Below are 13,074 nucleotides of genomic sequence, written 5' to 3'. Positions count from 1 at the left end.
TGATACGCGCGGGCACTCCCGCACCCTCGCCACGCCCGTCAAAGCCCCTGCCACGCAAGGAGATCCAGTGCTCGACGCCAATTTCTTCCGCCGCTGGATGGCGGCGACCACCGCGTCCGTCGACCGTGAGGCGGAGCGGCTCACCGAACTCGACTCGCCCATCGGGGACGCCGATCACGGCACCAATCTGCAGCGCGGCTTCACGGCCGTCATGGCCGCTCTGGAGAAGGATGCGCCGGACACCCCGGGGGCCGTTCTGGTCCTGGCCGGGCGGCAGTTGATCTCCACGGTCGGCGGGGCGTCCGGGCCGCTCTACGGCACCCTGCTGCGCCGGACCGGCAAGGCGCTCGGCGAGGCGGCCGAGGTCGGCGAGGAGCAGCTGGCCGCGGCGCTGCGGGACGGCGTGGAAGCGGTGAAGAAGCTCGGCGGGGCGGAGGCGGGCGACAAGACCATGGTCGACGCCCTGGAGCCGGCCGTGGACGCGCTCGGCGACGGCTTCGCCGCGGCGCGGGCCGCAGCCGAGCGGGGCGCCGGGGCCACCACCCCGCTCCAGGCCCGCAAGGGCCGGGCGAGTTATCTCGGCGAGCGCAGCATCGGTCACCAGGACCCGGGGGCGACCTCGTCGGCGCTGCTGATCGCCGGGCTGGAAGCGGCGGCGGAGGGCTGATCCCGTGAGCGAGGAGAAGCGGGTCGGGATCGTGCTGGTGTCGCACAGCGCGCAGGTGGCCGCCTCGGTGGCCGAGCTGGCGAAGGGGCTCGCGGGCGGGGCCGCGGCCGTGCCGGTGGCCCCGGCGGGCGGCACCGAGGGCGGCGGACTCGGCACCAGCGCCGAGCTGATCTCCGCCGCCGCGGCCTCGGTCGACCGGGGCGCCGGGGTCGCGGTGCTCACCGACCTCGGCAGCGCCGTGCTGACCGTGAAGGCGCTGCTCGCCGAGGGCGACGAACTGCCGGACGGCACCCGGCTGGTGGACGCGCCGTTCCTCGAGGGCGCCGTGGCCGCCGTGGTCACCGCCGCCACGGGCGCCGGTCTGGACGCCGTGGAGGCCGCGGCGGCGGAGTCGTACGGCTACCGCAAGGTGTGACGGCCGCGGTCGGCGGCGGGAGCGGGGCCGGTCACCGGTCGACGGAGAACAGCCGGGCCAGCCGCTCCCCCGCCGCCACCGCCGCCGCGTGCTCCTCAATGGGGTGCACGCTGGAGTGCTTGAAGACGATGTAGGTGACGCCGGAAGGTACCCCGCCGTCGCGCGGGTCGGCGCTGATGCCGAGGCCCCGGGCGGTGGCGTAGGAGGCCTCGCCGATGACGTCGCTCGGGCCGGTGTCGCCGACCACCGCGTACTGCACCCGGCCCCGGTAGACGACGGCGGCGACGGAGCCGCCCCGCACGCCGTCGGCGCTCGGGTTCCAGGTACGGCTCGGGGCCGGGACGACGATGTAGGGCAGTGCCGCGGCGTTCAGATTGCGGCCGTCGGACTGCGGGAAGGCGGTGGCGGCGGCGAACCCGGGGTCGGTACGGCGGTTGCAGCGGGCGGTTGCCTGTCCGTCGCAGTCGATGTCCAGGTCGGCCTTCCAGAACACGGCGTGCCGGGTGCCGCACACGCGGACGGTCCTGGGGCCGCCGGCGTCGGTGCGGTAGCGCCCCCGGGAGATCTGGTGGCACTCGCCCACCCGGGCCAGCAGGTCGGCTGCGGCGACGGCGCCCTCGCTGCGGGCCTCGGGCCGCTCCCGCGGCGGGACGGCGGCGGCCGGGCCGGGCAGTGCGGCCGGGGCGAGCAGGGCTGCGCCGGCCGCGGCCAGCGTCAGCGACGGGACACGCACGATGGGGGATCCTCTCGTCGGGGACGGGCGGACATCCAGCCCACTGTGGGTGCCGGGCCGCACCCCGGGCCGTCCCGGCCGCTCCGAAGGGGCCGGATGGAGCACGCTTCTGACGCCCCGTGAGGGACAGGACCCGTGTGGGACCGGAGCGACGGCCGGGTCAACAGGGGCCGGAGGTCCGGGACACAGCCGGCCCGGACCCCCCGGCCGCCCGCGTCGGCGCGGCTTCGGCGACGACAGCGTGTCCGCGCCGGCGAAATGAACTCCCGTGTTCTCGCGGGCAGTTCAGCCATGGGGAGCCTCAGCATACGTAACGCCCCCGGATGCTCGCCCGTGCGGGGCCCGCTCGGCTGACGACCCCGCGGGCCTCTTGCCGGGGCCGTAGCCGCCGGGCATATTGGTCCGGACCTTTGCGTGATGCCGATGCCGTCCCCGGGGAGGCAGAGCCGTGCGACGCGTACCCCTGCCGCTCGCCGTGGTCTGCACGGCCCCGCTGCTGGTCGCCTCCTGCGGCTGGGGCCGGGCCGACGAGGGCGGGGACGGCCGGGCGCCCGGCGCTCCGACCGGGGTCACCGCACAGGCGGGCAGCGCCACGAGTGTGCACGTGATGTGGAACGCGGTGGCCTTCTCCCCCGGCATCCGCAGCTACGAGGTATATCGCGGCACCACGAAAGCGGCCGAAGTGCCGGGTTCGCAGCACATGGTGGACGTCACCAGGCTCAGGCCGTCCACCCTGTACGCCTTCACCGTGCGAGCCCGGGACGGCGCCGGCCGCCTCGGCCCGCCGAGCCAGGCGGTACAGGCGCGGACACCGGCCTGGGTGACGGCGGACCGCTCGGCGCCGACCCGGCCGTCGACGCCCGCCGGGCGGGTCGTGGGCAGCCGCGCGGTCCAGCTGTCGTGGGGCGCGTCCCGGGACGACCGGGGCGTGGTGTCGTACGACGTCTACCAGGGCGGGGCGCGGATCCACACCGTCGGCGGCGGCCGGACGGCGACCGTGATCACCGGGCTGCGCCCGGGTACTGCTTACGTCTTCACGGTCCGGGCCCGGGACGCGGCCGACAACCTCTCCCCCGCGAGCGCCCCGGTCCGCCTGACCACTCCGGGCACCGACGACGGCCGGAACACCGCGCCCACCGGCTTCACGGCCACGACCCACCGGGCCGGCGGCGCCTGCTACATCGACCTGGCCTGGGACCCGCCGCGCACGGACGGGGTGATCACCGAGTACCAGATCCAGCTCGACGGCACGGCGGCCACCTCACTGGTGTGGGGCGGCACGCCACCGCCCGGCCGGGCGAGGTACAGCTTCTACGGCGGCACCGGCGCCGGCCAGAGCCACCGGGTGCGGCTGCGGGCCCGGCTGCCGGACGGCACCTGGGGCGGCTGGTCGGCGCAGTGGACGGTGACCACGGGCGGCTGAGGCCCGCACGGCCGGGTGCGCCGCTCTGCGCCGCAGGGAGGAAGCCGTCACCTGACCGGGTGCCGTCCGGGTGCGGGCGGGGCCCCGGCCGCGTTGGCTGCTGACCAGGCAGCACGGACGTTTCCGACCTTCGGCGGCGCACGGGACGTACCGCCGACCGTGCCGCCGGAGGCCAGCCCATGCACACCTCGCGACTCCTCCTCCGCTCCGGTCCGGCCCTGGCGGCCGCCGCCACGCTTGCGTCCGGCCTCGCCGGGCCGGCCGCCGCGGCCTCGGGCATCTCCGTCAGCACCAGCGGGTCCACCGTCTCGGTCGTCACCAGCGCCTGCTCCGCGATCAACGGCAGCTGGGGCAGAGCGGCTCTGCTGACCAGCCGGCAGGCGAACTTCGCACAGGGCCGGCAGGTGTCCCTGGCGGGTACGTCCGTCAGCCAGACCGCGGCCTGGCCGAAGGTGAGCCCGGGGACCTACACCGTGGTCGTGGTCTGCTCCAGCGGCAGCACGGCGGGCACCCGGTCGGTGGTCGTCCCGTCGCACGCGGCGCCTGCGACCTCGCCGACGGACTCGGCGGCGCCGAAGCGGGGCATGATGGGCGACCTGGGCGGCGCCGCCCGGGACTACGGTCCCCTGACCCTGGGCGTCGGCGCGTCCCTGGTGGGCACCGGAGTGATCGCCACGGGATGGCTGCTGCGCCGCCGCTCGAAGCCGTACCGCCTCTGAGCGGCCGTAGCGGCCGTAACGGCCGGGCAAGGGTCAGTCGGCGTCGGGCAGTTCGGCGAACTGGTCCAGGGCGTGGCCGAGCCACTGGGTCCAGAAGGTCTCCAGGTCGATGCCGGCCCGCAGCACGAGATGGCGCAGCCGGTCCTCGGGGGCGTCCCGGTCCGGCGGGAAGTCCCGCTCCTCGATCTCCCGGTACTCGGCCAACTGCCGCCGGTGCAGCTCCAGATGACGGCGCAGATCCGCCTCCAGACCCGCCGTGCCGACCACCGCGGCGGCCCGCAGCCGCAGCAGGAGCGTGTCCCGCAGCGGCTTGGGGTCCTGCTCGGCGGCGGTCCAGCGGGCCAGTTCGGCACGGCCCGCGGGCAGGACCTCGTAGCTCTTCTTCTGCCCGCGGGCCGGGGCCTGCGACGGCAGCGTGCGGATGAACCCCTCCGCCTCCAGCTTCCCCAGCTCGCGATAGATCTGCTGGTGCGTCGCGGACCAGAAGTAGCCGATCGACTTGTCGAACCGGCGGGTCAGTTCCAGTCCCGACGACGGCTTTTCCAGCAGGGCGGTGAGGATCGCGTGCGGGAGTGACATGGGCTCATCCTAAGGACGCGCCGGGCGGCCCTACAGCGCCGCCGCCAGCTCCGTGCCCTGCTTGATGGCCCGCTTGGCGTCCAGCTCGGCCGCGATGTCCGCGCCGCCGATCAGATGGACGCTGTGCCCGGCGGCGGCAAGCTCCTCGTACAGGTCACGGCGCGGCTCCTGGCCGGTGCACAGCACCACGGTGTCGACCTCGAGGACCGTGCTCTCCTCGCCGACGGTGATGTGCAGGCCGGCGTCGTCGATCCGGTCGTAGCGCACGCCCGGGACCATGGTCACGCCACGGTGCTTCAGCTCGGTGCGGTGGATCCAGCCGGTGGTCTTGCCGAGCCCGGCGCCGACCTTGGTGGTCTTGCGCTGGAGCAGGTGGACCTGGCGGGGCGGGGCGGGCCGTTCGGGCGCGGCGAGGCCGCCCGGCACCCGGTAGTCCATGTCGACGCCCCAGCCGCGGAAGTACGTCGCCGGGTCCTCGCTCGCCTTGTCGCCGCTGTCGGTGAGGAACTCGGCGACGTCGAAGCCGATGCCGCCGGCGCCGAGGATGGCGACCCGCTCGCCGACGGGCGCGCCGTCGCGCAGCACGTCCAGGTAGCCGAGGACGCGGGGATGGTCGGCGCCGGGGATGTCGGGGGTGCGCGGGGTGACGCCGGTGGCGACGACGACCTCGTCGTAGCCCGCCACGGTCCCGGCCGTGACCCAGGTGTCGAGGCGTACGTCGACGCCGTGGGCGTCGAGCTGGTGGCGGAAGTAGCGCAGGGTCTCGTCGAACTCCTGCTTGCCGGGGACCTTGCGGGCGATGTTGAGCTGGCCGCCGATCTCGCTCGCGGCGTCGAAGAGCGTGACCTCGTGGCCGCGTTCGGCGGCGCTGACCGCGCAGGCGAGGCCGGCCGGTCCCGCTCCGACGACGGCGACGCGCTTCTTCAGCCGGGTCGGGGAGAGCACCAGCTCGGTCTCGTGGCAGGCGCGCGGGTTGACCAGGCAGGAGGTGATCTTGCCGCTGAAGGTGTGGTCGAGACAGGCCTGGTTGCAGCCGATGCAGGTGTTGATGGCCTCCGGGGTGCCGGCGGCGGCCTTGGCGACGAAGTCGGGGTCGGCGAGCATCGGGCGGGCCATGGAGACCATGTCGGCGAAGCCGCCGGCCAGCAACTCCTCGGCGAGTTCGGGGGTGTTGATGCGGTTGGTGGTCACCAGCGGCACGGACACCTCGCCCATGAGCTTCTTGGTGACCCAGGTGTAGGCGCCGCGCGGGACCGAGGTGGCGATGGTGGGGATGCGGGCCTCGTGCCAGCCGATGCCGGTGTTGATGATCGTCGCGCCGGCGGCCTCGATCTCCTTGGCGAGGGTGACGACCTCCGCCAGCGAGGAGCCGCCCGGGACCAGGTCCAGCATGGACAGCCGGTAGACGACGATGAAGTCCTCGCCCACGGCCTGCCGCACCCGCTTGACGATCTCGACGGGGAATCGCATCCGGTTCTCGTAGGAGCCGCCCCAGCGGTCGGTGCGCCGGTTGGTCTGCAGGGCGATGAACTCGTTGATGAGGTAGCCCTCGGAGCCCATGATCTCCACGCCGTCGTAGCCTGCCTGCCGGGCGAGGCGGGCGGCGCGGGCGTAGTCGTCGATGGTCCGCTCGATGTCGGCGTCGGTCATCTCGCGCGGCGCGAAGGGGCTGATCGGCGCCTGCAGCGGGCTCGGCGCGACGAGGTCCTGGTGGTAGGCGTACCGCCCGAAGTGCAGGATCTGCATCGCGATCCGGCCGCCCTCGCGGTGCACGGCCTCGGTGACGGCCCGGTGCTGCTCGGCCTCCGCCTCGGTGGTGAGCTTGGCGCCGCCCTCGTACGGCCGGCCCTCGTCGTTGGGCGCGATGCCGCCGGTGACGATGAGACCGACTCCGCCGCGCGCGCGGGCCGCGTAGAACGCCGCCATCCGCTCGAAGCCGCGCTCGGCCTCCTCCAGGCCGACGTGCATGGAGCCCATGAGCACGCGGTTGGGCAGGGTGGTGAAGCCCAGGTCGAGCGGGGTCATCAGATGCGGGTATCGGCTCATCGGGCCCTCCGTGCACGGGTGTCGTCCCTCCTTGTTGTAGAGGACACCCGAGCCTTTGTGCAACTAGTTGCACAATCACCGTGAGGTGACGCCGACCACTCTGTGACCACTGGTGTGTACGACCGTCTCGGCGCGAGGCGGCACAGGTGCGCCCCGGACGGCGAGGAGCCGGCCGGGGCGCTGCCGCAGGACTGCCGCTGCCCCTGTCAGGCACTTTCCAGGCGCAGGTGCAGGTCCCGCTCCTGGTCGCCGGAGGCCGTGCAGGTCTCCTGAACGGTGAAGATCGAGTCCAGGGTGTGCCGGAACCGGTTCACCGCCCAGTAGCCGCCCTGGATGTCCGCCTGGACGGACGAGCCGAGGTGGACCGGCGGGCAGTGCCGCTCGTGCTCCTCCGCGACGTCGTACGTGCCGAGCCACACCATCGGCCGTGTCTCGTGCAACTGCTGCGGCACCTCCTCCGCGCCCCGGTCGGACGCGAAGCAGGACCTCAGGGCGTCGAAGACGATGCGGGCGTCCTCCTTGGAGCCGCTGATCTCCACCGTGACGGTTTCCGGATGCGACCGCTCCGTGTGTGCCATTGATCGCTCCTTTCGTGGCCGCGCTGCGATGGAACGGGGTACCCCGCCGAACCGCGTCCACCCCCCAGGAAAACACCACCGGCCGCGGAGCACACCCCCAGCCGGGCTCAGCCGCGCGAGAACTTGTACGTCTTGCTGTCGGTGAGGATGCAGAAGCCGGGCGACATCACGATCACGCGCAGGATGCCGGTACGCCGGTCGTAGTCGATGCCCTCCACCTCGAAGGTGCCCGAGCAGCCGCTGCGCAGCGGCAGCTGGCGCAGGGCGGTGACATGGCCGGTGACGTCCGAGGAGCCGTTCGGCGCGGCCGACAGGTCGATCTGGAGCAGCGGCTTGGTCATGCCGAAGAGGCTGCCGTCCGGATCGTCGGAGGAGCACAGCAGGGTGGTGGGGCCGGAGAAGTCGCAGCCCTGGACGTCGCGAACGGGGTGGTCCAGGTTGACCGTGGAGGCCTGCGGGAGATCGGCCGCGGGCGAGGTGCCGGGGTTGACGCCGGGGGTCGGGAAGACGAGGAAGCGGTTCATCGTCCCCCACTCGCCGGAGAGCATCCACTGGCCGTCGGGCGAGATCGCGTCCCAGGAGTTGTTCAGGGCCTCGCCGGGGCTCAGCGCGTGGACGTACTCCGACCAGGTGCCGTCGGGCGCCTGCACCCGGTACATCTTCGAGTTGCCGGAGTCCTGCTGGTAGGGCTCGATGTAGTAGCCGTTGTACGAGGCGTCGGGGTCGCCGACGTGATTCCAGCCCCGGCTGGAGACGCTCAGTGGGATGGTGCCGATGCCGGTGTACCGGTTGGGGCTGTTCGCCGGGATCTCAACCGAGGTCAGCCCCTGGCTCTCGGTCAGCGGATCGGCGCGGTCGGAGCCCGTCTCGGTCCAGTTGTCGGCCGCGGACGCGGGCACGGGTGCGGCGAGGGACACGACGGCGGCGGTGGCCAGGGTGACGAGTCCGGCGAGGACTGCGTGACAACGTTGCCGGGCGGGCGCGGGCATGGCCGACTCCTCGGACAGGGGGGTGGGGCACTCGGTCGGCGGACAGTCTGGCGTGGCCAGGTGGTCATGTACAGACCAATAGAGCAACATGAGCGTGAACTCTCCCGGCCCGCGCGGTCCGCGTGCAGGATGTGCGCGTGGGGAGTCGGGTCGGCCGCTGCGGCTTCGGCGGACGCGCACGGCCGTGTACGAGATGGTGGAGATAGCCGGCAAAGGCGCCGGGGAGTCGGGTGTGAGCGCGTGGAGCAAGGGGAGTCGGCACAGGGGACGACATGCCGTGCCGATGGGCGAAGGCGGTGCAGGGCATGAGTGCAGCCGAGGCGACGGCGGCCCAGGGCAGTGAGCCCGGGCCGGTGCGGCCGGGCGGCCTGCTCGATGTGCTGGGCGTGGCCTCGGTGGTGCTGGACACCGACGGCCGCATCGTGCTGTGGAGCCCGCAGGCGGAGGAACTGTTCGGTTACACCGCGCAGGAGGCGCTCGGCCGGCACGCCGCCCGGCTCATGGTCCACGAGCAGCACCTGGAGCTGGTCGGCAAGCTCTTCGCCGACGTGATGCGCACCGGGCAGAGCTGGGCCGGCGGCTTCCCCGTCAAGCACAAGGACGGCAGCACCCGCCTGGTGGAGTTCCGCAACATGCGGCTGCTGGACGACCACGGTGACGTGTACGCGCTGGGCCTCGCCGCCGACCAGTCGACCGTACGGCGGCTGGAACAGGACGTGGCGCTGTCCGAGCGGATGGTGAAGCAGTCGCCGATCGGATACGCGGTCCTGGACACCGGGCTGCGGTACGTCTCGGTCAACCCGGCCCTGGAGAAGATCAACGGGGTGCCGGCCGCCGAGCACCTGGGACGGACCCTGCGCGAAGTCCTCCCCATGCTGAACTCCGAGCCCGTGCTGGCCGACGCCCGTCGCGTGCTGGACACCGGCGTGCCCGTGATCGACAACATCCTGGTCGGCCGTACCCCCGCCGACCCGGACGAGGACCACACCTGGGCGCACTCGCTGTACCGGCTCGAGGACGCCACGGGCAATGTGCTCGGTGTCGCGGTCACGGTCGTCGACATCACCGAGCAGCACCAGGACGCCCTGCGGGCGGAGGCCGCCCGGCGCCGGCTCGCGGTGATCGCCGACGCCTCCGCCCGGATCGGTACGACGCTCGAACTGGACCGCACCGCCTGTGAGCTGGCCGAGGTCGCCGTACCGGAACTCGCCGACGTGGCCGCCGTGGACCTGCTGGAGGCGGTCGTGGAGGGCCGGCCCAGCACGCTGGGTCCCGCGGAGTCGGCGGTGATCCGGGCCCTCGCGGTGCGCCCGCAGGACGGCTCGCACGCCGTACGGGCCGCCGATCCGCCCGGCGCGACCGCCCGGTACGAGCCCGACCGGCTGGTCACCCAGTGCGTGCGCTCGGGCGAGGCGGTGCTGGTGCCCCAGGTGAAGGACGACGACCTGCCGCGCATCGCCCGCTCCCCCGAGGCCGCCGAGCTGCTGGGCCGGGCGGGCCTGCACTCGTATCTCGCGGTGCCGCTGATCGCGCGCGGCGAGGTGCTCGGCGCCCTGGACCTCAAACGCACCCGCAACCCGGCGCCGTTCGACCAGGACGACGTCGTGCTCGCCCGGGAGCTGGCCGCCCGCGCGGCGGTGCAGATCGACAACGCGCGCTGGTACCAGAACGCCCGCAACACCGCCCTCACCCTTCAGCGCAGTCTGCTGCCCAGCCATCCGCCGCTCACCACCGGCCTGGAGGTGGCCTCGCGCTACCAGCCCGCCGGGGCGACGAGCGAGGTCGGCGGCGACTGGTTCGACGTCATCCCGCTGGACGGCGGCAGAACCGCGCTCGTGGTGGGCGATGTGATGGGCAGCGGGATCAGCGCGGCGGCGACCATGGGCCGGCTGCGCACGGCCACCACCACACTGGCCGCCCTCGGCCTGGACCCGGCGCTGCTGCTGGAGCACCTGGACAAGACGACGTCGGCCCTGGACCACTCCATCGCGACCTGTGTGTACGCCGTCCACGATCCGCATCTGCGGCAGTGCCGGATCGCCAACGCGGGCCATCTGCCACCGGCCCGGGTCCGCCCCGGCCGGCCGCCGGAGCTGCTGGACCTGCCCACCGGGGTCCCGCTGGGGGTGGGCGGGATCGCGTTCTCCACCGTCACCGTCGACTTCGAGCCCGGCGACGAACTCGTCTTCTACACCGACGGGTTGGTGGAGACCCGCTGCCACTCGCTGGACGAGCGGCTGGACTTCCTGCTGTCCCTGCTCGACGACCCGGCCCGCCCCCTGGAGGACACCTGCGACCTCCTCCTGCGCACCCTGCACCACCCCGACAACCACGACGACGTCGCCCTGCTCATCGCCCGGTCTCAGAAACTGCCGTAGGGATTACGGAAGTTCGCCGATGACGACGTGCGCGTACAGCTCCTCGGACACCGCCGCACGGGGCGTCAGGCCCGCGTCGGCGAGGGCCCGCAGGGCGGCCGGTGCCTGGCGTTCGCTGGTCTCGGTCAGCAGGCGGCCGCCCGGCGCCAGCCACTCGGGGGCCCCGGCGGCCACCCGGCGCAGCACGTCGAGGCCGTCCGCACCGCCGTCCAGGGCGGCCAGCGGCTCATGGTCGCGGGCCTCGGCCGGCAGCAGGGGGACCTCGGCGGTGGGGACGTAGGGCACATTGGCCACGAGGACACCGACGCGCCCGCGCAGTGCGGCGGGCAGGGCGCCGTAGAGGTCACCCTCGTGGGCCCGGCCGCCGAAGGGGGCGAGGTTGCGGCGCGCGCAGCGGACGGCGGCCGGGTCGATGTCGGCGGCGTGCACCTCGGCACCGTCCAGGGCGGCGGCGAGGGCGGCGCCGAGCGCGCCGGAGCCGCAGCACAGGTCCACGACGACGGACGCGTCCGGCGCCTGCGCCAGCGCCTGGTCGACCAGGAACTCGGAACGGCGGCGGGGGACGAACACCCCCGGTTCCACACGGACGCGCAGCCCGTGGAACCGGGCCCAGCCGAGGACCTGTTCCAGCGGGAGCCCGGCGGCCCGCCGGTCCACCATCGAGGCCACTTCCGCCGCGTCGCGGGCGGTGGCGAGGATCAACTCCGCCTCGTCCTCGGCGAAGACGCACCCGGCGGCGCGCAGCGCGGAGACGACCGCGGAAAGGGAAGAAAGAGAAGAAGCAGAGGAAGCAGAGGAAGCAGAGGAAGGGGAAGGAGGGAGGGAAGAAGAGGGCACGAGGGATGGAGCCTTTCGGGAGCGCTTGACCGGTGGGCGCTCCCGCGGTCACCGCTTCCGGCGCACCGCGCCGTCCTGAGGAGAGAGCACCCCGGCTGACACAGCGGTGATGGGTCCCACCTCCTCGGCGATCGGGGCCGCGACCGATGCGCGACCGGACGGCCACCTTATCCCAACGGCCGCGCGGAGCCGGCGGGGACCGACCGCACGGAGCCACCGCGAAATACGGGTGACGCGCCGCCCCGTTCGTGGTTACGCTCCTGGCGATGACGACTCACTCCACTTTCGGATTGGGGGTCCCGTCCGCGGCAGGTGAGCGCTGATGCTCCCTTCCACCGCGTACGGGGATTCCCGGCTCTCCCTGTGGCAGCGCGTACGTGCGTACGCCGTGCCACCGTCCATGATCGAGCTGGCCACCGGCCGCCGTGCCGCCGGTGACTGGGCGGGGGCCTGTTCCGCCGCCCGGATCGACACCGACCTCGATCTGCGTTCCGTCGCCCGTGCCCACGGCCGGGAAACGGCCGCCCGCCTCCGCGCCGACCTGCGGCATCTCGCCCCCGACCTGCTGCGCTGGCACATGCCGAGGATCGCGCCCGACGGGCTGCTGCGCCCGGGGCTGACCCTGACGCTGGCCCGCTACGGCGGGTCCGGCCGGGCCGGTCCGCTGCATCTCGTGGCCCGTACCCCGCCGGCCTGGTCGGAGGCCGGCCAGCGGATCAGCCTCGCCCTGTGGGATCCGGCCGACGCGCACACCGGCGGCCATCCGCATCCGCACCCCAACCGGCGCTACCGGCTCGATCTGCACCGGCACCTGTGGGACGCGCGCAGGGCCGCCGAGCTGCGCGACCGGTCGGGGGCCGGCGGGCCCGCGCCGCCGGACGCCGATCCGCTGGGGCTCGCACCGCCCGGGCACGGCTGTGCCGTCGGCCGCTGGGCCGCCGAGGCGGACCTCCTGCTGGCCGCCGAGGGGCGGTCCGCCGGCGCCTTCGTCGTACGGTGCGGCGGCCGGCGCAGGCTGGTCCTGGAGCTGTTCCCGGGCGCGGACGGGGCGACGCCCGCTCTGCGGCGCGTACCGAAGCTCCCGGCCGGGGGTCCGACCGCGCTGCCCGCCTTGCCGGACGCGGCGACCTGGATCCCGCCCGACCTGGAACTGCTCCGCGCGGGCCTGCTCGCACCGGACCGGCTGCACCCGCTGGTGGCGGCCGCGCTGGCCCCCGGTCACCGGCCGGCCGGGCCCTCGCGCGCCCTCGATCCGGTGGCCCAGGCACGCCTCGTGGAATGCCGGGGCGCCCGGCACCGGATCGGTCTGGTCGACGGTGTCCTGGTCCCGCTGGACCACGGCCCGGACGAGATCCGCCGCGAGGAGCTGCTGGCCGCGCTCGGCGGCCCCGCGCTGCCCTGTCTGCGGGTCATCGACCAGGCGCACCGGCGTCCGGACTGCCTCGCCGGTGTCCGTGAACGGCTGGACCACGGCGACAGCGCGGGCGCCCTGGCGGTGGTGGAGGCGCTGCTGGGCCCCGACGCGGTGCTGCGGGACGGCCCCCTGCGGGACGAGCTGGCGGCCGCGGCCGAGCGGCGCATCGCCTACGGGCTGTACCGGGCCGGTCTCGCCGGTCCCGGCCGCGCCCCCGCCGACCCGTACCGCAACCGGACAGGGCACCAGCAGCGCCGCCACGTGCGCTGAACGGCCGGGCATTTCCGCCCACTTGA

The 13,074-nt window shown here is 74.0% G+C and carries 12 protein-coding genes; 6 read left to right on the top strand and 6 right to left on the bottom strand.

Annotation, left to right across the window (positions count from 1 at the left end; translation table 11 throughout):
• The first annotated feature begins 67 nt into the window (after positions 1–67).
• Both dhaL and A6P39_RS36730 read left to right on the top strand, forming a co-directional pair.
• Positions 68–667 carry a dihydroxyacetone kinase subunit DhaL gene (gene dhaL, locus A6P39_RS36735; protein WP_067051851.1) on the top strand — a complete coding sequence of 200 codons (600 nt, stop codon included), beginning with the start codon at positions 68–70 and terminating at the stop codon, positions 665–667.
• Between the two features lie 4 nt (positions 668–671).
• Complete coding sequence (locus A6P39_RS36730) at positions 672–1,082, top strand: PTS fructose transporter subunit IIA (RefSeq protein ID WP_067051853.1); 411 nt, start codon at positions 672–674, stop codon at positions 1,080–1,082.
• Between the two features lie 31 nt (positions 1,083–1,113).
• On the opposite strand, the gene A6P39_RS36725 is transcribed toward A6P39_RS36730, so the two are convergent.
• Positions 1,114–1,815, bottom strand: coding sequence for a glycoside hydrolase family 75 protein (locus tag A6P39_RS36725; RefSeq protein ID WP_067051854.1), 702 nt, complete (start codon positions 1,813–1,815; stop codon positions 1,114–1,116).
• A 448-nt stretch (positions 1,816–2,263) separates the two neighbouring features.
• Here A6P39_RS36725 and A6P39_RS36720 point away from each other — a divergent pair, with 448 nt between their 5' ends.
• Together A6P39_RS36720 and A6P39_RS36715 are read left to right on the top strand one after the other, a co-directional pair.
• Complete coding sequence (locus tag A6P39_RS36720; RefSeq protein WP_067051855.1) at positions 2,264–3,238, top strand: fibronectin type III domain-containing protein; 975 nt, start codon at positions 2,264–2,266, stop codon at positions 3,236–3,238.
• A 179-nt stretch (positions 3,239–3,417) separates the two neighbouring features.
• Positions 3,418–3,957: a hypothetical protein gene (locus A6P39_RS36715; RefSeq protein WP_067051856.1), complete on the top strand. Its 540-nt coding sequence runs from the start codon at positions 3,418–3,420 to the stop codon at positions 3,955–3,957.
• 33 nt (positions 3,958–3,990) lie between these two features.
• On the opposite strand, the gene A6P39_RS36710 is transcribed toward A6P39_RS36715, so the two are convergent.
• From A6P39_RS36710 to A6P39_RS36695, 4 genes are all read right to left on the bottom strand, one after another.
• Positions 3,991–4,536 carry a PadR family transcriptional regulator gene (locus A6P39_RS36710; protein ID WP_067051857.1) on the bottom strand — a complete coding sequence of 182 codons (546 nt, stop codon included), beginning with the start codon at positions 4,534–4,536 and terminating at the stop codon, positions 3,991–3,993.
• Between the two features lie 30 nt (positions 4,537–4,566).
• Positions 4,567–6,582 (bottom strand): NADPH-dependent 2,4-dienoyl-CoA reductase, encoded by a 2,016-nt coding sequence (locus tag A6P39_RS36705; RefSeq protein WP_067051861.1) that lies wholly within the window; start codon positions 6,580–6,582, stop codon positions 4,567–4,569.
• A 206-nt stretch (positions 6,583–6,788) separates the two neighbouring features.
• Positions 6,789–7,160 carry a hypothetical protein gene (locus A6P39_RS36700; protein ID WP_067051864.1) on the bottom strand — a complete coding sequence of 124 codons (372 nt, stop codon included), beginning with the start codon at positions 7,158–7,160 and terminating at the stop codon, positions 6,789–6,791.
• Between the two features lie 107 nt (positions 7,161–7,267).
• Entirely contained in the window at positions 7,268–8,149 is an 882-nt protein-coding gene (locus tag A6P39_RS36695) for a hypothetical protein (RefSeq protein WP_067051866.1), read from the bottom strand.
• A 305-nt stretch (positions 8,150–8,454) separates the two neighbouring features.
• Between A6P39_RS36695 and A6P39_RS36690 the strand changes: the two genes are divergently transcribed.
• Positions 8,455–10,527, top strand: coding sequence for a SpoIIE family protein phosphatase (locus tag A6P39_RS36690; protein WP_199840923.1), 2,073 nt, complete (start codon positions 8,455–8,457; stop codon positions 10,525–10,527).
• Positions 10,528–10,530: 3 nt separating this feature from the next.
• Here the strand turns inward: A6P39_RS36690 and A6P39_RS36685 are convergent, their stop codons facing one another.
• Positions 10,531–11,364 (bottom strand): putative protein N(5)-glutamine methyltransferase, encoded by an 834-nt coding sequence (locus tag A6P39_RS36685; protein WP_079133637.1) that lies wholly within the window; start codon positions 11,362–11,364, stop codon positions 10,531–10,533.
• A 322-nt stretch (positions 11,365–11,686) separates the two neighbouring features.
• On the opposite strand from A6P39_RS36685, the gene A6P39_RS36680 reads away from it, so the two are divergent.
• Entirely contained in the window at positions 11,687–13,048 is a 1,362-nt protein-coding gene (locus A6P39_RS36680) for a hypothetical protein (protein ID WP_067051868.1), read from the top strand.
• Positions 13,049–13,074 lie beyond the last annotated feature (26 nt).

It is taken from the genome of Streptomyces sp. FXJ1.172 (genome assembly GCF_001636945.3).
Taxonomy (GTDB): Bacteria; Actinomycetota; Actinomycetes; order Streptomycetales; family Streptomycetaceae; genus Streptomyces.
The sequence above is the reverse complement of the archived record's forward strand: the minus strand, read 5'-3'. Positions and strand labels throughout refer to the sequence as shown.